The sequence below is a fragment of the Paenibacillus sp. JJ1683 genome (assembly GCF_053006485.1).
Genome location: NZ_CM129820.1, coordinates 3,479,109 through 3,503,654, shown reverse-complemented (window position 1 = coordinate 3,503,654; position 24,546 = coordinate 3,479,109). Strand labels below are relative to the sequence as shown.

Sequence of the window (24,546 nt, the reverse complement as noted above, 5' to 3'; positions counted from 1 at the left end):
GCGTATCATATTATCTTGAACAAAAACAAGTGGAAATGAATGAATATTGAGGGGAGAAAACCATTTTTATGAACCCAAAACGTCGACCATCATCTCAAAAACGCAGTAGGTGGCGCATTTTTGGCAGAGTTTTGCTGATTAATATCAAGTGGTTCTCGCTTGCGGGTGTACTTGGAGTGCTGTTTGCCGGAGGTCTTATATCCGGCTATGTGGCGGCACTGGTTCATGATGAACCTGTACGATCACGTCAATTGATATATGAAAAGGTAAATGAGAATGCTCTGACCAGTTTTGTATTTTTTAATGATCAGGTAACTCCGGTTGGAAGAATGCGCATGGAAGAGGACCGACAGCTCGTTGACTTGAAGGATGTCCCTCAGTCCATTGTGGATGCCCTCATTTCAACAGAAGATAGCCAATTTTATGAGCACCATGGTGTAGATTTAAAGGGGACGGCTCGTGCTGTCAAACAGAAACTTTTGAATGAAAACCGCCAAACTGGCGGCAGTACACTGACGCAGCAGGTAGCCCGAAGAGTTTTCCTCAGTCTGGATAAAACGGACAGCCGAAAGGTGAAGGAAATGCTGCTGGCACTACGTATGGAGCGTTTTATGGGCAAAGACAAAATATTAACGGCTTACTTAAATAAAATGCCTTTTGGTAATGGTTCCGCTGGTTACAATTTGTATGGAATCAAGTCTGCTTCGTTAGGAATTTTTAATGTAAGTGATCTACATAAGCTTCATATTGCTCAAGCGGCTTATTTGGCAGGTCTTCCACAGCTGCCATCTGTTTATTCCGCTTTTGATGGTAAAGGGAATTTTGATGAAGAAGGTTTCAACAAAGCGATGGAGCGCCAACGTGTTGTGTTGGGAAGAATGCTGGAAACAGGCAAGCTCACACTGTCCGAATATAATGATGCGCTTCAATTTGATGTGAGAGCGACTCTTGCACCCCATCGCGAAAAAAGCTATAACACATTCCCTTATTTGATGCTGGAAACAGAGCGGGAGGCCGCACAGCTGTTAGCACTCCAGCAAAATCCGAATCTCACAGCAGCCGAGATTTCTAAGCCTGAGCATGCTGAACTTCTTCAAAATACGCGAGAAGAGTTGCAACGGTCCGGCTATCGAATTTATACAACGATAAATAAAAAAATTTATAGCAATATGCGACAGATTGCAGCTAATCCACAAAATTTTTCTCCATACAGTAAGAAGAAGGGACTAGAACAGATTGCGGCAATCATGATTGATCATAAAACAGGGGCTATCCTCGGTATGATCGAGGGCCGGGATTTTAATACCGAGCAAATGAACTATGCAACTCAAATGACACGTCAGCCCGGTTCTGCCATGAAGCCTATTGCTGCTTACTTACCTGCTTTGGAGAAGGGCTACACTCAGCCCGCCGGTCTTATTGATGATTCACAAATCATATTGAAAGACGGACGAAAGGGTTATCATATTCCTAAAAATTATAACAGAAGGTATGAGGGGCTTATGACAGCCCGTGAAGCACTCAATCGGTCAATTAACATCCCTGCACTGAGGCTGTTTTTATATGAAGTTAAAATTCCAAACGCTTGGAATTTTGTGCGTTCTCTTGGAATTACGACGATTCAGCCGCAGGATGAACATGCTCAAACAGGAGTTCTAGGTGGACTTAGTAAGGGGGTATCTGTCGAGGAACTGACCGCAGCATACGGAACAATTCCCAATATGGGCGTGTATAATGCCCCTCACTTGATCAGTAAAATTACAGATGCCAACGGTAAGATTGTATATGAATTTAAACCACAGACGAAGCGTGTGTATTCGCAGCAAACCGCATTTTTGATGACGGATATGCTCAGAACCGTTATATCAGATCCGAGAGGAACTGGCAAACGTCTGCAAAAAGCATTTAAAAACTACGGTACCATTGATATTGCGGGTAAAACGGGTACGACACAGAACTTTGGTGATGTGTGGTTTATGGGATACACGCCTGACATTACGCTAGGCGTATGGGCTGGTTATCGTCAACAAGTTAATACATTATCTCAAGAAGGTCACACCAGAGCACAGTTGGTGTGGGCGTTGATCATGAATGAGGCGGTCAAAGACCAGCCTGAGCTTTTTAAGAATAAGCATTTTATACAGCCGGAAGGCGTTGTGAAAGTTACGGTATCTAGTCTTACAGGTAAGCTGCCAGGGCGCTATTCCCGCCAATCGGGTCATCTCGTGACTGACTGGTTTAACCAAAAGTACGTGCCGACCGAAGTCGGAAGAGAACAGCTTCCACGTTCTGCTAGACCAGTAGTTCCGTCCAAACCAGATATCAAGAAAGAAGATGTCCCTGAGATCAAGGTACCAGCAACAGATCAAGAGGAGGTTCCACCAGAGGAAACAGTTCCTTCTGTTCCTGACACAGACGCAGAGATCGAACCGCCTGATGAGAATAACGATGTGCCATCAACGGATACTTCGCAACCTTCTGTTGAAAACGAGCCGGAGACACCACCTGAATCAGAAAACCAGAATGGTGCTCCAAAAACTCAGCCTGATGAGGTTATCTATCCTGAACCAACGACTGATCAATCCAACAACTAAGCAACATGGACGATCTAGTTTAGAACACCGTTTCCAACAATATTGACAGTGACCTGCGGATGAAAACGGACACGGGGATACTCCTCATTCCAACGCTATTCCATTACAATGGCTACCTTGAATGGGAAGTTGGATAGTCAGGCTCCGGTACATCTGTCGGACAGAATTCTCGGTGCCTGAATAAACTTCATTGGTACTTTACCTTCATTGGTTTGAGATTCATCTACAACTTCTAGTGTTTGCTGGAGTAGGCCCTTAGGAGTAAGATCATAAATCGATGCATTTGCCAATCTGGCATCCTTTAAGCTGTCCTGATCCCAGCAGCCTGTTGTAATTATGAGTAGAGCCAGCATTTTATGCGGCTCTGCTCTTTTTTCATATTTTAGATTTCTCCTTTTTGAAAATACGAGCCAAATTATTTGCATGTAACCAATGGGCTTTAAAATTTTCTCTTTGTTCAGGCAAGTAGGCAAGGCGAGATTATAAGGGGGCATAGTCTTGGGTCAGATCAATTCCCAGGTAGTATCCGAGTTTACGCCGAACCTCACTGCGGGCAAAGGATGAAAGCATGAAAAATCGTCTTTGGTAACCTCGGCATACATACAAAACCTCTACGCCTTCATGATTTCGGATTTCGCTGTATATTTTCACTCCCTGTCTTTTCATTCGTGCTTTTGTTTCTGCTAATTGAACAGTTATGCGCTGTTGTACTCCAGTCAGGCTACGAATATACAAATCGGGCATTTTTAGAGGAGAGATATTAATAATGCGAATGTCTCGTTCCAGCACATCCAGTACAAGTGTTAGAAGTACACACATCTTGATCAGTCCTGCGTCTTCTTCAGAAGGCAAAGGAGCTTTATGCTTGTTAGCAAGTACCTTTTTGTTTGTCATAAATATCTCCTTTACGCGGAGTGAAAGTACAATATACAATAAGTATATAGAACATATGTTCTGAATATACTTCATCATAGGAATTTTTCTGTTGCTAAAGCAATCATCAATTATTGGAAAAGTGCGGGGAGCGCTACTTCCATGTGCCATTGTGTAAAGATTCTTGCGTATAGGGCCGATGACAGCCAAACAGAGTTTATGTTAAGCTAATGGATAAAAAACTTACATAGAAGGGGATAGCGTTCTGATAGCGACGTTTTTTACTATTTAACATAAGAAAGTCGAGAAAGAAGGTTTACATATTGTCACGTTCGTTATATGTAGCTTTATTATTGTTGAGCCTTATTTGGGGCGGTTCCTTTATGTTTATTAAGGTGTTATTGCTACATCAAGTAGGACCGTGGACTATTGTATTTCTGCGATCCAGCTTTGGTTTTATTTTTATCGTCTTATTAATGCTTCTTATGCGCAGGCCGTTTAAAATCAAAAGCATCCCGTGGAAATCGGTTATTCTGGTAGCATGCGTCAACATGGTTTTACCATGGACATTGATTGGTTTTAGTGAGACCAGAATAGCTAGCAGCATGGCTTCTGTATTGAATGCCACCACACCAATATGGACTATGTTAGTGGGGCTTGCCTTCTTCGGGGCTATATTTCATCGCCTGCAGTGGTTAGGAATGGGTCTAGCATTTATAGGAATTATTATTTTATTGGGTATTAATCCTGCCTCTATTATTTCTGTTGATCCGGTAGGTTTTGGATGTATGCTGCTTGCGACTCTCTGCTACGGATTTGGAACACAGCTCTCCAAACGTTTTCTCTCCAATCTTTCCATGTATCAGGCTACCTTTGCGACACTGTTTGGTGCGGCAGCAGGGGGTGGTATTATGATGGTAATTGTAGAGAGACCAGATTTGTCGATCGTTTCTGTTCCAGGAGTATTAGGTTCCCTAATAGGACTAGGAGTTTTGGGTTCAGGAGTAGCATATATCTTGTTCAACTATATGATTTTGCGGGGGAGTGCGGAATTCGCTTCTTCGGTAACGTATTTTGTACCAGTGAGTGCCATCGTATGGGGCTTTTTACTTCTGAATGAGCATATCGGCTGGAACGTGCTGACCGGTCTGGTTCTTATACTCGGGGGCGTATTTATGGCCAATCAGCGCAGAACAGCCAAACTAAGGGTAATGACTCCAAGTGAAAATAAAACACACTCAGGTCATTGAGTGTGTACTCGCCAAACCTTTGGTATAATGCGTCAACTCGCACATACAATAAAGCATGCTCACACATAAAATAAAATATGGTGCAGCAAAAAAGCAAGCTGTTTAGCAGGTGACAAGGTGTGGTATAATAAATTATAGAATTATATGCACCACAGAAATGTCGGAGTTTTATTCCACAAAAGAAAGGATCAGGATACCATGTGTCCCCGAAGGATACTTCCCCAAAGGACGATTTGGAAACGATTTGATCTGTCTTATACTTAGCTTTTCCGCGGAGTAACGTCAAGTTGCGAAAGCCAACTCTGCGGAAGAGGGGATTGTACATGCGAAGGACCAAGTCCTCCAGGCACATCTTACCAGGTTGCTTCCGTAAGAGTGGGTTCATCCACATCAAACTTACGAGAAACCGAGGGAGCCTGTATGAGGAAAACTTACGAATCTATCGTGAACAATGGAGCACTGAGACAGATTGCTGTCATGTTGCTCGGAACATGCATTTTAGCTTTTACGTACTATCACATTAATGCCCAGAATCATTTGTCAGAGGGCGGATTTGCAGGCTTAGCTCTGCTGGGGCATTATGCGTTTGGCATATCTCCAGCATGGAGTATGCTGATGCTTGATGTTCCTGTCATATTGCTGGCATGGGTACTGAAGGGCAAAAGATTTATGATGCTAGCATTAATCGGAGCCGTCGCCTTTTCACTGTTTTATGCAGGATTTGAGAAATACTCGACTCTGGTTATAGACCTGCATGGAAATCTGCTGATAGCAGCTCTACTTTGTGGGGTGCTCACAGGTTTAGGAGCCGGAATCGTACTGCGATTCGGTGGAGCAACCGGGGGCGATGATATTTTGTCTCTGCTGGTGAGCGAGTGGCGCGGATGGAAAATCGGCAACGTGTTTATTGTCAGTGACATCATCGTGCTAGGATTATCGCTGTTGTATCTGCCTGTAAAGGAAACAATGTTTACAATACTGGCTGTGTGGCTTGCCGGAAAAATAATTACATGGACGACCACGTTCCAATTGCACCGACCTGTGAAAAAGGTACTGCCAGCGGCTATTCCCGCTAAAAAGGTAGTTACCAAAACAGTGCCGGTCGTCCACAGCCTTCGTCAATAAGGAAAGGGTGTTACGTCAGGAGAGAAATCTTCTTACGTAACACCCTTTCGCTGTATGGGAAGAGCAAATGTTGATCATACTTAGTGCCGCTTGAATGCTGTTTTTTGTATTTTTTCTACTGCTTCTTATTTTCTTCTTCTGGATGATTATCGTTCCATTCTTCAGCTTGAGCAGTGCCAATCGCAATAGCACGCCCTTCTTCATAGCCCTCGCGGAGTAGAGCGTTAGCGATATCAACGGCTTTTTCTCGCACCCGGGGTTCCAGATTTTTCATGGATGGCGGGTAATCATGTTTGTTCCAAGGCATTGTTGCACACTCCTTTTTAGCAGGTGTTGTATTATGTATTACCCGTTGTTGGCTTAGACAAACAAAAATTAAAGTAATGAATGTATTGTAAAATATATCTTGAGAAAAGGCGTATAATGGTGTGCAGAATACCAGAAAAAGGAGTGGAACATTTGCTTGCCTGGGGTTTCGTTTTTTTACTAACCATCATCATTCATACTACCGATAGCTTGTCTTATGCTCTTCGGCTTGGTGGTTTGCGAGCACGTCGGATTGGATTGGCCTTAACCGTGGCCGGAATGCTGCTGTTGGTTTCACGCACCTCCAATATGGCGCAGGGGCCTTTACTTGGAGGGATGGTCGATCAGGCTAAAGAGTCAGCTCAATTGGGCGGAACGGATACGAGACTGGAACTGTATATGCACGGGGTACTGCTGGCCGCCACCGTTGGAACTATGTTTGCTATATTACTGTATCCAACAGTGGTGCGCATGTCAGCCAGATGGATTGTGCATTTGGAGCATACTGGATCTATTCCAGCTTTAATACGTCATTTAATGAGTCGAAATCGCTGGAAGCATGCAGGCTACTACATAAAGCGCCCTAGCTGGTCCATGCTTACCTCCCTGATCAGTGGAGTGATCCCCAAGCGTCTAATTATTTTAAATGTTACCGTTACCGCAATTTATACAACTGGAGTGGTATCTGCCTTGTATGCGTCATTCCTATGGCCCGCTCAAGGTACGGCAATGTCAATGTCGTCAGGCTTAATCAATGGCGTCGCAACGGTATTGTTGACCTTGTTAATTGATCCAAGATTGGCGGTGTTGTCAGAAAAAACACTACGAGGGGAGCTACCCCTAATTCGGATGAATAGTGTGTACGGTTGGATGATCATCTCGCGTTTGGCAGGAACTTTATTAGCTCAGCTATTGCTGGTACCGCTAGCCATTTGGCTTGGGTGGGTGATGAGCTAGATCAGTAAAGATGTACTGTCATATTCAAAAAAGACTGACCCGTAACCTCTAATAAAGATGATTCCGGGTCAGCCTTAATGATTTTACGGCTGCTTACTTTTCAAATAATGACTTATATGCTCCATATCCTTCACGCTCCAAGTCTTCCTGAGGCACAAAGCGGAGCGCGGCAGAATTGATACAATAACGCAAACCCTCTGGACCTGGACCATCATCGAATACGTGCCCTAAATGGGAGTCTGCTTCGCGACTTCGCACCTCGGTACGAATCATGAAATGGCTGAGATCGGTCTTTTCTTTGACATTGTAACTGCGCAACGGACGGGTAAAGCTAGGCCAGCCGCAACCCGCATCATATTTGTCCAGTGAACTAAACAAAGGCTCTCCTGATACGATATCCACGTAAATGCCTTCAGCTTCATGATCCCAAAACTCATTTTGAAATGGGCGCTCGGTCGCGTTTTTTTGTGTTACTTCGTATTGAATAGGCGTCAGCCGATCTTTGAGCCCGGACTTATCAATCTTGGCAGCCCAATTTTGCTCAATAAAATCTTCACGTCCCGACCCTTTGCGGTAGCGTTTGTAGTGAGCGGGGTTTTTCTTATGATAGTCCTGATGATATTCTTCTGCTTCATAAAAAGTTGCCGCAGGCAGAATAGATGTTGCAATGGGCTTGTCAAAACGGCCACTTTGAGCGAGGGCTTCTTTGGAAGCCTCTGCCTTGATGCGTTGTTCATCATTATGATAGAAAATAGCCGTTTGGTAGGATGAACCTCTATCGTGAAATTGTCCACCTTCATCCGTTGGATCAATCTGTTGCCAAAATAGCTCCAACAGTTTTTCATACGGGAACACTTGGGGGTCAAATGTAATCTGTACGGCTTCCACATGTCCCGTTGTTTCAGAGCATACCTCTTCATAGGTAGGATTTTCGGTGTGACCCCCTGTATATCCAGATCTAACCTTCAAAATACCGGGCATTTCCTCAAAAGGGGAGACCATGCACCAGAAGCAGCCGCCCGCAAAAGTTGCCTTTTCTACCGTGTTTGGATTGTTGGTGCTCATATTTTATCACTCCAATCTGAGAATGTTTAATTAGTTGTTATTTAAATAGCTTACAATTAAATTATATACGGGATTTTTGCAAAAACCAACGAAACATCAGAAAGTACTCAGCTGCGTAGCTGTAGTGTGTCCCAAAAAAAGCAATCAAACATACTACAGAACCGGTACAAACTCATTGCTATCATGTTTTATTGCCGCGCCTAACTCTTTTTCGGTAAAGTACAAATCCGCCACCTACCAGTGCAGTATATAGCAGCAAAATAAGTAAACCCGTGATTGGATGTTCCGCAAAGGTACCGCCTGCATAAGCATACACTGCAATTGCGGGAAGCTTGCCGATCGCTGTGCCTAGCATAAAGCTCCAGAACGGAAACCCTGCTACTCCGGCATATACATTTACAGCTGCCTGAGGAATGACTGGAATCAGGCGAGCCAGTAGCACAGCAGTAAAAGGCTCTTTCTCCATGACCTGATTGAAGCGCTCCAGTGCGGGAACACGCTCCAAATAAGCACGTCCTTTGTCACGAAACAGGGTACGTACGGCACTGTATACGACCAACGCAGCGAAAGTAGTGCCAAGCCAGCAAATCAGAGCACCTTGCCAGGCGCCTGCTGCATAAGCAATGGAAGCGATAATCAGCTTGTAAGGGATAAACGGAATTAACGCGAATAAAAATGCGAGCAGCAGCAGAACCGGAAAGGAGGTTTGCTGGTCCGCCCATGCGAGCCAATCATATCTGTAGATAAACGCGATGCAGAGCAGCGAAACATAAGCCGCGGGGAGTAACCATTTTTTCATTTACATACCTCTTTCAATATCCCTGTTCGGCTTATTGCTTATACAGAAAAAAATAGGGTTCACATTCCCAAAAATGTATGCTATACTGCCACTAACAGAATAGTTCCCAAAGGGGAGTAGCTCAGCGAGTAAAGTCGTCATTACGGGATTCTTAATCCCCGGCTTTATTGGCAACGTAATGTTGTAAGCGAGACCTTTGCCAGGATTTTAGGAATCCGGGTAAATGGTCTTTTTTTGATGCCAAAATGGGGTCAAGCGCCGTTTCCGGATTCTGCGAAATGGCGCTTTTTTAGTATAAAGCGCTGAACTATGTACAGTATAACAAATAAATAAAGAAGGTGGGAGAAACGTATGGATTTTTTGTCAATTGAGTTTTTAACCGCATTATTGTCCATCATTATCATTGATCTGGTACTAGCTGGTGATAATGCGATCGTAATCGGCTTGGCGGCGCGGAATGTTGATAAGGCCAATCAAAAGAAGGTCATTATCTGGGGAACGGTCGGAGCAGTCATCATTCGTGTGATTGCTACCGTGCTGGTCACATACTTACTGCAAATATATGGATTGCGTTTGGTTGGGGGTCTCGCCCTTATCTATATCGCCTATAAGTTGTTGGTCGAAGAGAAAAAACATGAAATTTCAGCTACAAATCAGATGTGGGCAGCGATTCGCACCATTATTATTGCGGATACAATGATGGGACTCGATAATGTGCTTGCTGTTGCGGGAGCCGCTCATGGAGATATGCTACTTGTTATTCTCGGTCTGGCAATTTCCGTTCCGATCATGGTATGGGGAAGCACGATTATTTTGAAACTGACAGAACGTTACCCGATAGTGATTACGATTGGAGCCGCAGTATTAGCGTATACCGCTGCTAAAATGGTGGTGGCTGAGCCATTAATTGCACACTGGTTCGCAAATGGAGTCGTTAAATATGGCTTTGAAGCCTTGGTTGTAGTTCTGGTTGTAGCCATCGGTATGCGTGTTAAAAAAATAAAAAGTGAGAAAACAAAAAAGGAAGCATTGCACGCATAAGCTGACTTATATTGAAGTAATCTGGCTGAAGCTGGATACTCAAGTTTTAGAGGCTGTTCCGTCAGGTCCATCTGGATCGGGAGTAGCCTCTTTTCTTTGCTTGTCAGCGGACTTCCATGTAAACTAGACAACAGATGAAATGAGTGATTAGAGGTGGAACGATATGGACAAGCAAATCAAGACAAGAGTAGCGATTGCAGGATTGGGTGGTATCGCTCGTAAAGTGTACCTGCCGTTACTGGCTGCACACCAAGGTGTAGACATCGTAGGTGTCATGAACCGATCACAGGAGCCGGTCAGTTCTATTATGGAGCAGTATAGACTACCAAGAGGAACGACGGATGTGAAGGAAATGCTGGCATGGGAGCCGGAAGCAATATTTATACATGCGGCCACCGAAGCTCATTTTGACCTAGTCATGGCGTGTATTGAAAAAGGGATAGCGGTGTACGTGGATAAACCATTGTCCTATGATGTTCGTCAGAATTTGGAAATGACTGCTTTCGCGGAAGCGCAGGCTGTACTGCTGGCGGTAGGTTTTAATCGGCGTTTTGCTCCGCACTATGTGGCTGCAAAAGCTTGGCTAGAGGAAGTGGGTGGTTTCAGTCAATGTGCGGCGATTAAACACCGAACTGGATATGATCGTAGACCGGCGGCACAGACGGTTTATGATGATTTAATTCACATGCTTGACTTGCTATTATGGCTGGGTGGCGATAATTATGAGCTACTGCATAGTAGTCTGGATACAACGAGTGAAGGTTACATGGACGCTGCATTTGGGACTTTGCGTTTGGGGGATGCTGCCGGTACATACAGTATGAGCAGACAGGCAGGGGCTGACATAGAGAAGCTGGAGCTTCACGGGGCAGGACGGTCTGTTGAGGTAACGAATATGGAACAGGCTGTTTTCATGCAAAAAAATAATTTATCACAAACTCAAACTTTTGGAAGTTGGGATACAATATTAGAAAGACGGGGATTTACCGGGGTGGTGAATCATTTTCTGGAGCATATTCATCGTCCGGAGGAGTGTGCGATACAAGCTGGAAAAGTCCTGGAAAGCCATATGCTGGCAGAAGAACTGATTAGTCGTTTGCGTAATTAATAAGGAACCATGACGATCGAGACATCAAGAGTTATAGGTTGAAGGAGAAATGTATCAATGGAAGACAACCGCGGAAAACAGTTAGAAGAAGCCATCATTGAAAATTATAAGCAAGAAGAAGATATGATGATCCTTGTGTTTGCTCAATGGTGCATTAATAACGGCTTGGAGCCAGAGGAATTATATCGTGTAGCGTATCCACAGCAGGATAGCAACGAGCGTCTGCTACGAATACGCAAACTGACTGTATCGCGCGAAGAAGCAGGTGATATTCCGCTGGATACGGTATTAGGTGTGCTGTCCATGTTCGGAAATGAGGACTTGGCGATGGTCGTATCCGAGGCGGCTGCCCAGCTCCCGTCGGAACGAAAATAAGTCCAGCTAAAATAAAACATCTGGCAAAATCATCATAACATCGTGTAAATAAACTATTTACTGAGGATATTGTTGATCGGGAGGGTAAGCTGACGATGGAAGATATACCTGTGCCAAGCACTTGTAAAGGCTGTGAAAGAGATATCGCTTTATCGGAAGAGCAAATTACCAGAATACTAAACAATATGAGACCCAAAATGGAATGTGTAAACGATGAAGTGTACGAAGCCAGACTGTTGGCCTGCGCACAATGCAATGAGTTAATGTCGGGGCATACATGTGGCATTAGCGGAAGTATTGTTCGTATACGTGCCCTGGCAGCAGCTCAAAATTGTCCCAGCTACCATGGTTCACGTTGGCAAGGATCAGCTTGAAAAATGTAAAGCCCAGACTCAGTTAAACCTGAGATTACAGGCTAAAGTAGTCATCCCCTGGTCTGCCTTAATGGCGGACCTTTTTAGTTTGCTTGGACTTTGTTGTTAGCAATTGACAAATTGTAGACAATAAAATATATTAAACACGTAAAATGTTTTTGTTTAATTATTAATATTTATATTAATAAAGAGGTTATTAGGCATGACAATGTGTAACATTAGATTCCAAGAAGATAACGGTAGTGAGAGTGTAATTTATACCGTTATGAAAGCGCAATCATTTGTGTGATGTTCCAACAATCTTAATGTTTTGGGAGGGTTTGTTGTGAAGGGTTCTGTTATTGTAAATACCGATTGGGAACAGGGTGTCATTAATAAAAATATTTATGGGCAATTTGCTGAGCATCTTGGACGATGCATTTATGAAGGCTTATGGGTGGGACAGGACTCTCCAATCCCTAACACTGACGGAATTCGAAATGATGTGGTAGAAGCGCTGAAACAGCTGAACATTCCTGTGCTGCGCTGGCCTGGGGGCTGTTTTGCGGATGAATATCATTGGAAAGATGGGATTGGACCGAAAGAAAACCGCAAAAGAATGGTAAATACGCACTGGGGCGGTGTGGTTGAAAATAACCATTTTGGTACACATGAGTTTTTCCAGCTGTGTGAGCTATTGAATGCAGAGCCGTATATTTGTGGGAATGTAGGCAGTGGTACAGTGCAGGAAATGTCGGAGTGGGTAGAGTACATGACCTTTGACGGGGAGTCCCCTATGGCTGCATGGCGTCAGGAAAACGGTCGTGAAAAACCTTGGAAGCTCAAATATTTTGGAGTGGGTAACGAAAACTGGGGCTGTGGCGGTAACATGCGCCCTGAATATTATGCCGACTTGTATCGCCGCTATCAGACATATGTCCGTAACTATGGAGAGAATCGCATTTATCGAATAGCTGGTGGGGCGAATGTGGATGATTACCGTTGGACCGAAGTGCTGATGCGCGAAGCCGGGCATCTGATGGACGGTTTGAGTCTACACAACTACACAATTCCGGGGAGTTGGGAAGGGAAACGACACGCAGTTGGTTTTGATGAAGCAGAATGGTTTGAGACGATGAAAAAATCATTGCATATGGATGAACTGATTACTCGTCACTCTGCCATTATGGACCAATATGATCCTGACAAACGGGTCGGGCTGATCGTCGATGAATGGGGAACTTGGTTCCTGACCGAGCCGGGTACCAATCCTGGCTTCCTTTATCAGCAAAATACGATGCGGGATGCGCTGGTAGCCGGACTACACCTGCACATATTCCATAATCATCATGATCGTGTGCAAATGACCAACATTGCTCAAATGGTCAACGTTTTGCAAGCGATGGTTTTGACAGAAGGCCCTGCTATGCTGTTGACGCCGACATACCATGTATTTGAAATGTTCAAAGTGCATCAGGATGCACAAGCACTGGCTATTCAGGCGAAGGTAGGCAACTATGAGTATGATGGAGATTCCATCCCACAAGTAAGTGTGTCCGCCTCTAAGGCACAAGATGGCTTTATTCATATAAGCTTATGCAACGTCCATCCAGGTGAATCGGCAAATTTGAGCCTTGAGCTAAGAGGGCTCGAAGAGGTTAAGGAGATCATTGGTGTTGTCTTAGCCAGTGACGATATGCAGGCACATAATACATTTGATCAGCCAGAGCGTGTGAAAAAGGAAGCTTTTACATCTTATCAACTGCAAGATCAGCATTTGGATGTTACGCTGCCGCCGATGTCGGTAGTGATGCTGACAATTGCTCCGTAAAAACAGATTGTGGTATGTGAGTAGTATCGGTATATTGTTATAAAAAAGAGAGAGCGTTCCCCTGAACGCTCTCTTTTTCCTACAATTGCTCGCGGTGAATCAACCTGAATTCCTTGGGCGACATACCAAAGCGGGAACGAAATACACGATGAAAGTATGTGTAGTTCGCAAATCCTGATGATTCGGCGGCTTGTTCCAGTGACATGGGACTGAAAATGATACGCTCCCTTGCCATGTTGAGCCTGATATCCAGTGTGTACTGCATAATGCTCGTATCGAACGTTTCCTTAAACAGGTGTACCGCTCGGGATACGCTGATCCCGACGTGTGAAGAGACATCATCCAGCTTAAAATTAGATGATGCATTTTCTTCAATATAATTTTTAATCTGATAAGCAAGATAGTTATGATGAGTAGCAATGGGTTGCTCGGAGAGTATACGGTCAAACTCCAAACATAAAATGCGTATGTAATAGCTTGATATTTCCGGGTAAGGATTAGAAATACGTCGCTGCTCCAACACGAGCTGACGAAATAGACCAAGCAGGGCTTCTGTGAGTTGAACCTTAATTCGGTTGGGACGTTTGTGATGATTCCACCACTCATCTACCCACGGACCACCGAAAAAAATGTGATAATCCCCACTTTCTACAACCTGTTCTCCCATGGGATTCAACTCACTGTGAATATCCAGTTCATAAGGCTCGGTTGGATTGAACAGCAGCAGATCACCTGCCTCAATCCGTGTCATTTTCCCGTCAATGCGTGCTTGACAGCGTCCATCTGTTTGCAGACGGAATAAATAATTTTTGATTCCATCAGGCTGGTTCGAATAAAAGGGCTTACGGTGGAAGGAATAGCCTGCGGTAAGAACCTGGCAAGGCTCAATGATAGACATGATGATGACTCCTTTGGGCATATGGCTGTTTCAAATATTGACCAGATTGTTCATGTTTTAATCATATTATTCATTTTAAACGAAAGCAAAATAGAATACCATGTGAACTGTAAAGCTTACATGTTAGAGGCCAAGGAGTGTGAAGACGTAAAACGAATCAAGGCCGGGATTATCAGCTGTGGTAACACTAGCTCGGTATATCTTAAAATTCTCCAAACCAACCCGCCCTTTGAAGTAGTGATCTTTGGTGATCTATTGAATGGAAGGGCCAAGGAGAGGGTCGATAAATTGAGTGTTGAAAACGTATACAAAGTGATGGATCGATGCTTCGGCTTGAGATGGAGCTTGCATTTATCTGCCGGTACCTGGCTGCCAGGCACTGCAGATGTGCGATACCAGAGGCGGGCAAGCAGGTGTAATGGAACAGATATAACGGAAATTCATCCTGACAAAGAGGTGAAGGAGAATGACTAAAGTAGGATTGCAATTATACACAGTTAGGGAAGAGATTGAACAGGATTTTGAAGGTACATTGCGCAAGGTAGCTGAGCTGGGCTACAAAGGGGTTGAGTTTCATAACTTTTTCGGACGTAGTGCCAAGGATGTCAGAGCGCTTTTGGATGAGCTGAATCTGGAGGTTGTCGGAACCCATATACAATACAGCCGCTTGCTGCATCATTTGGATGAGGAAATTGCATATCACAAAGAATTGGGCAATAAATACCTCATTGTTCCTTATTTAACCGAAGAAGAGCGGGAGTGGGATGACCTTTTTGTTAATCTGAATCGTATTGGTGAAAAAGTAAAGGAGCATGGGTTGATACTCGCCTATCACAATCATGATTTTGAACTAACAGAGAAAATCAATGATCGCCCGGTATTCGATGCTCTATATGATGCGGTTCCCGATGATTTGTTACAGGTCGAAATGGATACTTGTTGGGTATACTATGGAGGCTATGATCCAGTGGAATACATCGGACGATATCGTGGACGCCTACCTATCATTCACTTAAAGGATATGGCACGTGACGAGCAGCAGAAAGCAATTACTGTAGAGTTAGGCAAAGGAGAAGTGCAGCTTCAGGCTATTACAGACGCCGCTATTGAAGCAGGTGTGGATTGGGTTGTCGTGGAACAGGATTTCAGCTCAAATCCTCCAATCGAAAGCATTGAAACCAGTATGAAGTGGCTCCAACAATACGCAGCTCAAGGAGGAAATATTCATGTCTAAAACACTCAAGATCGGGATTATCGGTTGTGGGGGCATTGCCAACGGCAAACACTTGCCGAGTCTTGCCAAGCAAAAGAGAGCAGAAATCATTGCTTTCTGTGACATTATACCAGAACGTGCTGAAGAGGCTGCTGAAAAGTATGGTGCAGAAGGATCGCAAGTTTATAGCGATTACCGTCAGTTGCTAGAAAATAAAGACATTGAAGTTGTACATGTATGTACCCCTAACGACTCGCACTCAGAAATTACAGTAGCGGCGCTGGAGGCAGGTAAGCATGTGCTATGTGAAAAGCCGATGGCTAAAACTGCTGAGCAGGCACGGGAAATGCTTGATGCGGCCAACCGTACAGGCAAAAAGCTGTCCATTGCTTATCAAAATCGTTATCGTGATGACAGTCTGTATCTGAAGCAATTGGTCGAGCAAGGAGAGCTTGGTGAGATTTATCTGGGTAAAGCCATTGCTCTACGCCGCCGTGCGGTTCCAACCTGGGGAGTGTTCTTGGATGAAGAGAAACAGGGGGGTGGCCCGCTTATTGATATCGGCACACACGCACTCGACCTGACACTTTGGCTGATGGATAATTACAAGCCTAAAAGCGTACTAGGTTCAACCTTCCATAAGCTGGGAGACCGAAAAAATGCAGCAAACGCTTTTGGACCGTGGAATCCTGATGAATTTAAAGTAGAGGACTCAGCTTTTGGATTCATCACCATGCAAAATGGAGCTACAATTGTATTGGAATCCAGCTGGGCATTAAATGTTGTAGAGTTTGGTGAAGCCAAGACGTTGTTATGCGGTACCGAAGGCGGAGCAGATATGCAGGATGGATTGCGCATTAACGGAGAAAAAAATAGCCGTTTGTTTGATACAAAAATAGATCTGAATGCAGGAGGAGTTGCCTTTTACTCCGGTGAAACGGAAAATGAAGCAGACCGTGAAGCCCGTCTGTGGATCGAATCTATTCTGGACGACAAAGAACTTCTTGTGAAGCCGGAGCAGGCACTGGTTGTTACTGAAATTTTGGAAGCCATCTATGAATCGGCCCGCACGGGAAAAGCAGTTTACTTTGACTAAGCCTGTAATTATCCCGAATAGACAATCACTATAATGAAAGCAGCTTTTTTCACATATGATACAGGGAGGGATTTCTTTTGAAACTTGGAGTATTTATGGTGCTGTTTGGTGGACGTTCGCTGGAGGAGGCGCTGGATTATGTGGCTTCTCAGGGATTGGATGCTGTAGAAATTGGAACAGGTGGCAACCCGGGAGATAAGCATTGCAAGCCTGATGAGCTGCTGGAGAACGATACGGCGCTCAAAAATTTTAAAAAGGCAGTAGAATCTCGCGGACTAACGATTAGCGCGCTTAGCTGTCATGGTAATCCTCTTCACCCGCAAAAGCATTTGGCACAGGCAGATCATGATGCATTTTTGAAAACAGTCCGCTTGGCGGAAAAGCTGGAAGTTCCTGTTGTGAACACTTTCTCAGGCTGTCCGGGGGATCACGAGGACGCGAAGTATCCAAACTGGCCCGTGGCTCCGTGGCCTAATGATTTTCAGGAAGTATTGAAGTGGCAATGGGAAAATAAAATTATTCCTTACTGGACCGAGACAGGTAAATTTGCAGCAGATCACCATGTTAAAATAGGGCTGGAGTTACACGGGGGCTTCTCCGTGCATACACCAGCAACCTTACTTCGTTTGCGTGAAGCGGCAGGAGAGGTCATTGGTGCTAATTTGGACCCGAGCCATATGTGGTGGCAGGGAATTGATCCCGTACAGGCGGTTCAAATTTTGGGCCGAGAGGGAGCCATCCACCATTTCCATGCCAAGGATACGACGATTGATCCGATCAATGTTAATAAATACGGACTTACTGATATGCAGGAGTATACGAATATGTTAGATCGTGCATGGCAGTTCCGTACTGTGGGCTATGGTCATGATGTAAAAACCTGGGCAGATATTATCAGTGCTCTGCGTCTGGTGGGATACGATTATGTAGTGAGTATTGAGCATGAAGACGGTCTGATGTCTGTAGAAGAAGGCTTTACTAAGGCTGTCCATAATCTTCGCCAGGTCCTGATTGAAGAACCGCTTAGCGAGATGTGGTGGGTCTAACCTAATAGGGGGAACTGTGATGATTAACGTCACCATTTGGAATGAATTTCTGAACGAGAAGTTAAATGAAGAAGCCAAACGGATTTATCCTAACGGCATACACCAAGCATTGGCTGACGGCTTGGCAGATGAAGGTTTTGCCATTCGAATAGCTACTCTGCGTGATAATGCCGAGCATGGTTTGGGAGAAGAAATCCTCAATTCCACAGATGTGCTGCTGTGGTGGGGACATAAAGCCCACGATCAGGTGAGCGATGAAGTTACAGCGCGTGTCGTCAAGCGTGTGCAGGAAGGGATGGGCCTCATCGTACTGCACTCAGGCCATTTTTCTAAGCCATTTAAAGCTCTGATGGGCACCAGTTGTGATTTAAAATGGAGAGTTGCAGGCGAGCAGGAGATTATTTGGTCAGTAAATCCGTTACATCCCATTGCAGAAGGGATAGACGCCAAAATTCTCTTAGAGCAGGAAGAGATGTATGGAGAGTTCTTTGATATTCCTGCGCCGGATGAACTGGTCTTTATCAGTAACTTTGAAGGCGGCGAAGTATTTAGAACTGGATGCACCTTCCATCGAGGCAGTGGTAAAATATTTTATTTCAGACCAGGGCATGAAACCTATCCAACTTATTACCAACCTGATATTTTGAAGGTCATTGCTAACAGCATCCGTTGGGCTTCTCCGACAAGTAATAAAAAACCAATATATGGTAGGAGTGAACCAGTAAGGCCTCTTGGTGGAGTGTTGGTATAGTTACAATTATCACATTATGATAAATTCTATAAAGAACAGATTTACAGGCGGAACCTCTGGGATTCCGCCTTTTTGTATTTAACGAATTAGACATATACCTGCCGCATTGGTTTGTTGTATAATCAGTTTTGGTCATGGCAACTTTATCATCACAGGTAATTAAATTTAAGAAAGTGTTTTCTTTCGGGATAAAGTATGCTAAAATGATATATACTAACAAAAGGAAAGCTTTATCAAACCGAAATGCAAAAGAAGGTGAAAAATTTGGAGAGTCAACCGCAATTTACAAAAATGTGTCCGCGTTTTGAAACCGCCTTTTCATGTCTGGGTAAGCGCTGGAATGGATTGATTATTCAATCCATGATGAGCGGTCCCAAGCGGTTTAAGGATATTTCCAATCTGATTCCCACAATGAGTGACAAAATGTTATCAGAGCGGATGAAGGATCTGGAAAATGAAGGGATTCTTACACGCCATGTATATCCGGAAACTCCTGTCCGCATTGAATATGAGCTAACCACCAAAGGTCGTGCACTTCAGCCGGTTATGGAGCAGATTCAATTTTGGGCTGAGGAATGGATTAGATGATCACCAAACTCATTAAGTGTTTTTCATAGCAAAACAGCCTTTTCCTAGGAAAAAGGCTGTTTTTTTATTTTGTGATAGGTAGTACGGCTTAATAGCTTTTAGCACGGCCTGCTACTGAGAATACTCCGGCTGTTGTACGGCGGGGGACACGGGATTGAATATCCAGTGCGGCTGTACGAAATGTGCCTAAGCACGAGTGGCAAAGTCTTCCTGCATAAATGGGAGAACGGCAAGACTCGCAAGGATAATCAAGCTGACTGTATGTGGAGGGAAATTTGCCTGCTCTTACCCAATCTGTGAGCAAATCCATAGGTGTGCCAGTCACATCACTGAGTTGGCGGGTATGAGTAGAAGGATGCCTCCATAGATAGTTAGAACAGCGGTCAAAGAATATATTTTCTTCTTGAATACAAGTGCTACACAGGTTTCTAAGATTTTGACGGAAAATGGAACCGCATTTTGGGCAATTCGAAGTATGTATCTCCATAGAAACCAGTCCTTTGTATCGGAATATAGTAGTATTTTAAAATTTATTAGTTACATATTACTATGACTTTATACCTATATCAATCTTTATTTAAAGAAATTGCTGATCTTTGAGTATATGCTGGCATCGAGATTGACATTACTCTATTACTTATGTATTATAACTTACATAAAGTTACTATGTGAATAAAATAAACTGTATACGATAAGGAGATTTTAATGATACCATCTTTATTTTTAGCCCACGGATCACCTATGCTTGCTATTGAACAGACGGACTATACTGCATTTTTAGAGCAGTTGGGGAAAAGCATTCATCCTAAGGCGATTGTTATCTTTACAGCTCACTGGGAGACACAAATGTTAACGATTAGTTCAATGGATGACATATACGATACAATTTATGATTTTGGAGGTTTCCCACCGGAACTGTACGAAGTGAAATATCCAGCACATGGTTCTGTTGAACTAGCTAATAAGTTGAAAAAGTTATATGAACAAAACGGCATCGAGGTACAAACTGATCATGTGAGAGGACTGGATCATGGTTCCTGGACATTGTTGCATCGTATGTATCCTGAGGCAGACATTCCGGTAGTTCAGATTTCCGTAAATCCGTACCTCTCGCCCAAAGCACAATTTGCCATTGGTGAAGTGCTGCGTGAGTTGGGAGAACAAGATATTCTGGTCATTGGCAGTGGCGTGACTGTCCATAATCTGCGTATTGTCAAATGGGGAGAAACGAAAACGGAACGTTGGGCAATTGATTTTGATGACTGGATTATCGAAAAAGTGCAAAGCGGAGATATAGAAGCTTTAGATCACTATGAAAGCGAAGCGCCGTATGCTCGTCAGGCTGTACCTAGAGCAGAACACTTTGTACCGTTGTTTATTGCAATGGGTAGTGGCGACCCTGCCAACAAAGCTAAGGTCATCCATAGAAGCTATGAAATGGGAAATTTAAGTTATCTATGTTTGCAGTTTTAAAGTGGGTAGGCAGAAGAAGGTCGAGTTATGTGCTTTGTTACTGTCCCGTCCGTTCTCAAAAAAAATGGGGAGTAGAATAAAATTAGGGAGTGTTATAAGCTAATAATGGCTTACAGCACTCCCTTTTACATTAAAAAACAATTTATTATATCCGGCAAATCTCACGTGGGCACAATTCACAATGACATACACCTTGCAGCATTTCCAAATCTTTGACAACAATCATTCCATTATCGTATTCGACTGCATTTTTCTTACGCAGATCACTGAGCATCCGATTTACACTTTCCCGGGTAGCACCGATCATATTTGATAAGTCAGTATGAGTAATTTTTTTATGAATCAGAATATAGTCGCCGTGAGGCTCACCATAGGTGTTGCATAGTCGGATGAGTGTGGAACATAGAGCGCCAGGCTTGCCGTACATCATCAAATCGCGGAATTTGGTCTGGGTAATGCGGTGATGCGATCCCATCCATTTCATAAAGTCAATCGCAAAATCACAATGCTGACAAATAAGCAACTCCAAATCTGTATGATCGATTACGCCAATATCACTGTCCTCCAGAACCTCAGCAGAAAAGGAATGCTTAGTGCCGAAGAAAGGATCAGCTTGACCAACAAGATCGCCGCTTTGATACATATATAGAATAAGTTCCTTACCCTCATCCGTTGTTTTGGTTACTTTTACGCGTCCGCGCTTAATATAAAACAGCTTATCCGCTGTATCTCCTTCCCAGAACAGATGCGAACTTTCTGGCATAACTCGATCTTTCATCATCACTTGCAGCCGGTTGAAGCTGGCCTCCGAGAAGCAACAGGTGTTGCCGCGGGCTTCCATTACATTTGTAGGGTTTCTCATCGTCCATTTCCCCTTTGTATCCTATGTTATTTTATCTGCAACTTGATCAATTCAAATTCATTATATACCTGTGCAATGCGTTTTTGGGGCAAGATGAGGGGGTAAAAGTGGCAGAATTCCAAACTTTGTGATTTAATTCACTTCATAAAATAAAATTTTAAATAGATTGTGAAAAAAATCACAAAATATCTTAGAAAGCTGTGTTACGATCAGTGCGTGAACAAGAGATAGTACACGAGATAACAGGAGGATGAGGGAAATGGCTGTTAAAAACGAGGTTATCCAAAAAGAGCAAAGCGCAGAGCAGTATATTCAAACGCTGATTGACCGGGCGAACCGGGCACAGCAAGCTTTCATGAGTATGAATCAGGAGCAGATTGACGAAATCGTACAAGCTATGGCACTCGCAGGGATGGATAAGCACATGCACCTCGCGAAGTTGGCTGTTGAAGAAACAGGACGCGGTGTGTACGAGGACAAAATCACCAAAAACATGTTTGCAACAGAATATGTCTACCATAGCATCAAAAATGAGAAAACCGTCGGTGTCATTGAAGACAATGACTTTGATAGTTTTCAAAAGATAGCTGAACCAGTCGGTATTATCATGGGGATTACTCCAGTAACAAACCCAACTTCGACTACGATGTTCAAAGCGTTAATTGCCATTAAAACACGTAACCCAATCATTTTCGGCTTCCATCCATCTGCTCAATCGTGTAGTGCGGAAGCAGCCCGCGTCTTGCTTGAAGCAGCTGTTAAACATGGTGCTCCAGCGGATTGTATTCAATGGATTGAAGCACCTTCGATGGATAAAACAAATGTACTGATGAACCACTCTGATGTAGCGTTGATTTTGGCAACTGGTGGATCAGGCATGGTTAAGGCAGCTTATAGCTGTGGTAAACCTGCACTTGGCGTAGGTCCTGGTAACGTACCTTGCTTTATTGAGAAAACAGCCGATATCAAACAGGCCGTGAACGACCTTATCCTTTCTAAATCTTTTGATAACGGTATGATTTGTGCTTCGGAACAAGCTGTAATTATTGAAGAGCCTATCTTCGAGCAAGTGAAGAAATTGATGATTGCTAATGGTTGCTACTTTGTAAATAAAGAAGAGGCAGCTAAGCTCACTCAAGGAGCTATGAATGTAGAAAAATGTGCAGTGAACCCGGCCATTGTCGGCCAGTCTGCTGTAAAAATTGCTGAAATGAGCGGTATTACAGTACCGGCAGGAACCAAAATTTTGGTCGCTGAAATTGAAGGAGTAGGAACCAAATTCCCATTATCTGCGGAAAAATTGAGTCCGGTATTGGCTTGCTACAAAGTAAAAAATGCAGAGCAAGGTATCCAACGTGCTGCTGAAGTCGTAGAGTTCGGCGGTATGGGTCACTCGTCAGCAATCCATTCGCAAGATGAGGATGTTATTGCTCGCTTCGCAGATCGTTTGCAAACAGGACGTATCATTGTAAATGCACCTTCCACACATGGCGCAATCGGTGATATTTACAACACCAACCTTCCTTCGTTGACACTTGGTTGCGGTTCGTACGGTCGTAACTCGACTTCGTCGAACGTATCTGCAGTTAACTTGATTAATGTGAAAAGGGTGGCGAAACGGACGGTGAATATGCAATGGTTCAAAGTACCTTCCAAAATCTATTTTGAAAAAAATTCGACACAGTATCTTGCTAAAATGCCTGATATCACACGTGTAGCCATTATCACTGACCCTATGATGGTGAAACTCGGATATGTGGACCGTGTCATCCATTATTTGCACCAGCGTCAAACACCGGTTGCTATTGAAGTGTTCTCCGAAGTAGAGCCAGATCCATCGACAGTTACGGTAGAGCGCGGTACTGAAATGATGAGACGTTTCCAACCGGATTGCATCATCGCACTCGGCGGCGGTTCGCCAATGGATGCTGCTAAAGGCATGTGGATGTTCTATGAATATCCGGATACTGATTTCAATAACTTGAAACAAAAATTCATGGATATCCGTAAACGGATTTACAAGTACCCACGTCTGGGTCAAAAAGCACAATTTGTGGCTATCCCTACAACTTCGGGTACAGGTTCGGAAGTTACATCGTTTGCAGTTATTACGGACAAAAACCTGGGCAACACGAAGTACCCGCTGGCTGACTATGAGTTGACTCCTGATGTGGCAATTATTGACCCTGTGTTTGTATATTCGCTGCCTAAAACTGCTGTAGCCGATACAGGTATGGACGTTCTGACCCATGCTATCGAGGCTTATGTGTCTGTAATGGCCAATGATTATACAGATGGTCTGGCAATTAAAGCTATTCAACTGGTATTCCAATACCTGGAGCAATCGGCTCTGACTGGTGATAAGCTGGCTCGCGAAAAAATGCATAATGCTTCTACACTTGCAGGTATGGCGTTTGCTAATGCATTCTTGGGTATTAACCATAGTCTTGCACATAAATGGGGCGGACAATACCATACAGCGCATGGCCGCACGAATGCTATCTTGCTGCCGCACGTTATTCGCTACAATGCGAAAAAACCGACAAAATTTGCATCGTTCCCTAAATATTCGCACTTTGTTGCAGATGAGCGCTATGCAGAAATCGCACGCATACTGGGACTGCCTGCACGTACCACTGAAGAAGGGGTTAACAGCTTAATTGACGCGATCCGTAAGTTGAACAAAACACTCGGTATCGAGGAATCGTTCCAACAACTTGGTTTCGATCCAAAAGACTTTGAATCACGTGTAGATTATTTGGCTGACCGCGCTTTTGAGGATCAATGTACAACTGCAAATCCAAAGCTGCCGCTGGTTACTGAATTGGCTGATGTATACCGTAATGCCTTCTACGGACGCTTTGATCAATAATATAATAGTATGAAGAGGCTTGTAACTAAGCATTTTTCTATACAATACCAATGCAGGCTCTCTATATAGA

Annotated in this window: 23 protein-coding genes; 17 read left to right on the top strand and 6 right to left on the bottom strand. The window is 43.9% G+C overall.

The window, feature by feature from the left end; genetic code table 11:
• The first annotated feature begins 68 nt into the window (after nucleotides 1–68).
• Nucleotides 69–2,594 (top strand): transglycosylase domain-containing protein, encoded by a 2,526-nt coding sequence (locus tag ACUC6J_RS15085; protein WP_447249057.1) that lies wholly within the window; start codon nucleotides 69–71, stop codon nucleotides 2,592–2,594.
• A 480-nt stretch (nucleotides 2,595–3,074) separates the two neighbouring features.
• Here the strand turns inward: ACUC6J_RS15085 and ACUC6J_RS15080 are convergent, their stop codons facing one another.
• A complete protein-coding gene (locus ACUC6J_RS15080; RefSeq protein ID WP_447249056.1) occupies nucleotides 3,075–3,488 on the bottom strand; it encodes a hypothetical protein in 414 nt (137 codons plus the stop codon).
• 302 nt (nucleotides 3,489–3,790) lie between these two features.
• Here ACUC6J_RS15080 and ACUC6J_RS15075 point away from each other — a divergent pair, with 302 nt between their 5' ends.
• The gene (locus ACUC6J_RS15075) at nucleotides 3,791–4,717 is read left to right on the top strand and encodes a DMT family transporter (RefSeq protein ID WP_447249055.1); all 927 of its coding nucleotides are present in this window, start codon (nucleotides 3,791–3,793) and stop codon (nucleotides 4,715–4,717) included.
• Nucleotides 4,718–5,137: 420 nt separating this feature from the next.
• On the top strand, nucleotides 5,138–5,842 hold the full coding sequence (locus tag ACUC6J_RS15070) for a YitT family protein (RefSeq protein ID WP_044785253.1): 705 nt from the start codon (nucleotides 5,138–5,140) through the stop codon (nucleotides 5,840–5,842).
• 115 nt (nucleotides 5,843–5,957) lie between these two features.
• Here ACUC6J_RS15070 and ACUC6J_RS15065 read toward each other — a convergent pair whose 3' ends face one another.
• Complete coding sequence (locus tag ACUC6J_RS15065; RefSeq protein WP_016822327.1) at nucleotides 5,958–6,149, bottom strand: hypothetical protein; 192 nt, start codon at nucleotides 6,147–6,149, stop codon at nucleotides 5,958–5,960.
• A 152-nt stretch (nucleotides 6,150–6,301) separates the two neighbouring features.
• Here ACUC6J_RS15065 and ACUC6J_RS15060 point away from each other — a divergent pair, with 152 nt between their 5' ends.
• On the top strand, nucleotides 6,302–7,105 hold the full coding sequence (locus ACUC6J_RS15060; RefSeq protein WP_025365178.1) for a lipid II flippase Amj family protein: 804 nt from the start codon (nucleotides 6,302–6,304) through the stop codon (nucleotides 7,103–7,105).
• Nucleotides 7,106–7,198: 93 nt separating this feature from the next.
• Here ACUC6J_RS15060 and msrA read toward each other — a convergent pair whose 3' ends face one another.
• Nucleotides 7,199–8,170 (bottom strand): peptide-methionine (S)-S-oxide reductase MsrA, encoded by a 972-nt coding sequence (gene msrA / locus ACUC6J_RS15055; protein WP_016822326.1) that lies wholly within the window; start codon nucleotides 8,168–8,170, stop codon nucleotides 7,199–7,201.
• Between the two features lie 181 nt (nucleotides 8,171–8,351).
• Nucleotides 8,352–8,969 carry a TVP38/TMEM64 family protein gene (locus ACUC6J_RS15050; protein WP_090890090.1) on the bottom strand — a complete coding sequence of 206 codons (618 nt, stop codon included), beginning with the start codon at nucleotides 8,967–8,969 and terminating at the stop codon, nucleotides 8,352–8,354.
• Between the two features lie 351 nt (nucleotides 8,970–9,320).
• Here ACUC6J_RS15050 and ACUC6J_RS15045 point away from each other — a divergent pair, with 351 nt between their 5' ends.
• From ACUC6J_RS15045 to ACUC6J_RS15025, 5 genes are all read left to right on the top strand, one after another.
• The gene (locus tag ACUC6J_RS15045) at nucleotides 9,321–10,010 is read left to right on the top strand and encodes a TerC family protein (RefSeq protein WP_447249054.1); all 690 of its coding nucleotides are present in this window, start codon (nucleotides 9,321–9,323) and stop codon (nucleotides 10,008–10,010) included.
• Between the two features lie 163 nt (nucleotides 10,011–10,173).
• Complete coding sequence (locus tag ACUC6J_RS15040; protein WP_045244436.1) at nucleotides 10,174–11,118, top strand: Gfo/Idh/MocA family protein; 945 nt, start codon at nucleotides 10,174–10,176, stop codon at nucleotides 11,116–11,118.
• A 57-nt stretch (nucleotides 11,119–11,175) separates the two neighbouring features.
• Complete coding sequence (locus ACUC6J_RS15035; protein ID WP_016822322.1) at nucleotides 11,176–11,493, top strand: hypothetical protein; 318 nt, start codon at nucleotides 11,176–11,178, stop codon at nucleotides 11,491–11,493.
• Nucleotides 11,494–11,588: 95 nt separating this feature from the next.
• Nucleotides 11,589–11,867: a hypothetical protein gene (locus tag ACUC6J_RS15030; RefSeq protein ID WP_025365174.1), complete on the top strand. Its 279-nt coding sequence runs from the start codon at nucleotides 11,589–11,591 to the stop codon at nucleotides 11,865–11,867.
• 325 nt (nucleotides 11,868–12,192) lie between these two features.
• Nucleotides 12,193–13,677: an alpha-N-arabinofuranosidase gene (locus ACUC6J_RS15025; RefSeq protein ID WP_447249053.1), complete on the top strand. Its 1,485-nt coding sequence runs from the start codon at nucleotides 12,193–12,195 to the stop codon at nucleotides 13,675–13,677.
• A gap of 79 nt (nucleotides 13,678–13,756) precedes the next feature.
• Here the strand turns inward: ACUC6J_RS15025 and ACUC6J_RS15020 are convergent, their stop codons facing one another.
• On the bottom strand, nucleotides 13,757–14,575 hold the full coding sequence (locus tag ACUC6J_RS15020; protein WP_013371816.1) for an AraC family transcriptional regulator: 819 nt from the start codon (nucleotides 14,573–14,575) through the stop codon (nucleotides 13,757–13,759).
• On the opposite strand from ACUC6J_RS15020, the gene ACUC6J_RS15015 reads away from it, so the two are divergent.
• The 7 genes from ACUC6J_RS15015 (at nucleotide 14,525) to ACUC6J_RS14985 (ending at nucleotide 20,742) form a co-directional block, all read left to right on the top strand.
• Nucleotides 14,525–15,049: a hypothetical protein gene (locus ACUC6J_RS15015; protein WP_447249052.1), complete on the top strand. Its 525-nt coding sequence runs from the start codon at nucleotides 14,525–14,527 to the stop codon at nucleotides 15,047–15,049. The two genes, ACUC6J_RS15020 and ACUC6J_RS15015, sit on opposite strands and share 51 nt — an antisense overlap.
• The gene (locus ACUC6J_RS15010) at nucleotides 15,042–15,809 is read left to right on the top strand and encodes a sugar phosphate isomerase/epimerase family protein (protein WP_016822318.1); all 768 of its coding nucleotides are present in this window, start codon (nucleotides 15,042–15,044) and stop codon (nucleotides 15,807–15,809) included. Before ACUC6J_RS15015 ends, ACUC6J_RS15010 begins: the two co-directional genes overlap by 8 nt.
• Complete coding sequence (locus tag ACUC6J_RS15005) at nucleotides 15,802–16,884, top strand: Gfo/Idh/MocA family protein (protein ID WP_016822317.1); 1,083 nt, start codon at nucleotides 15,802–15,804, stop codon at nucleotides 16,882–16,884. The genes ACUC6J_RS15010 and ACUC6J_RS15005 overlap by 8 nt, the downstream gene beginning before the upstream one ends.
• A 77-nt stretch (nucleotides 16,885–16,961) precedes the next feature.
• Nucleotides 16,962–17,930 (top strand): sugar phosphate isomerase/epimerase family protein, encoded by a 969-nt coding sequence (locus tag ACUC6J_RS15000; RefSeq protein ID WP_016822316.1) that lies wholly within the window; start codon nucleotides 16,962–16,964, stop codon nucleotides 17,928–17,930.
• A gap of 19 nt (nucleotides 17,931–17,949) precedes the next feature.
• Complete coding sequence (locus ACUC6J_RS14995; RefSeq protein WP_447249051.1) at nucleotides 17,950–18,681, top strand: ThuA domain-containing protein; 732 nt, start codon at nucleotides 17,950–17,952, stop codon at nucleotides 18,679–18,681.
• 243 nt (nucleotides 18,682–18,924) lie between these two features.
• A complete protein-coding gene (locus ACUC6J_RS14990) occupies nucleotides 18,925–19,269 on the top strand; it encodes a winged helix-turn-helix transcriptional regulator (RefSeq protein ID WP_013371810.1) in 345 nt (114 codons plus the stop codon).
• Nucleotides 19,270–19,974: 705 nt separating this feature from the next.
• Nucleotides 19,975–20,742: a dioxygenase family protein gene (locus ACUC6J_RS14985; protein WP_016822314.1), complete on the top strand. Its 768-nt coding sequence runs from the start codon at nucleotides 19,975–19,977 to the stop codon at nucleotides 20,740–20,742.
• Between the two features lie 145 nt (nucleotides 20,743–20,887).
• Here the strand turns inward: ACUC6J_RS14985 and ACUC6J_RS14980 are convergent, their stop codons facing one another.
• Nucleotides 20,888–21,604, bottom strand: a complete 717-nt coding sequence (locus tag ACUC6J_RS14980) for a Crp/Fnr family transcriptional regulator (protein ID WP_014599995.1) — start codon at nucleotides 21,602–21,604, stop codon at nucleotides 20,888–20,890.
• 259 nt (nucleotides 21,605–21,863) lie between these two features.
• Here ACUC6J_RS14980 and adhE point away from each other — a divergent pair, with 259 nt between their 5' ends.
• The gene (gene adhE / locus ACUC6J_RS14975) at nucleotides 21,864–24,476 is read left to right on the top strand and encodes a bifunctional acetaldehyde-CoA/alcohol dehydrogenase (protein WP_016822313.1); all 2,613 of its coding nucleotides are present in this window, start codon (nucleotides 21,864–21,866) and stop codon (nucleotides 24,474–24,476) included.
• The last annotated feature ends 70 nt before the right edge of the window (nucleotides 24,477–24,546 follow it).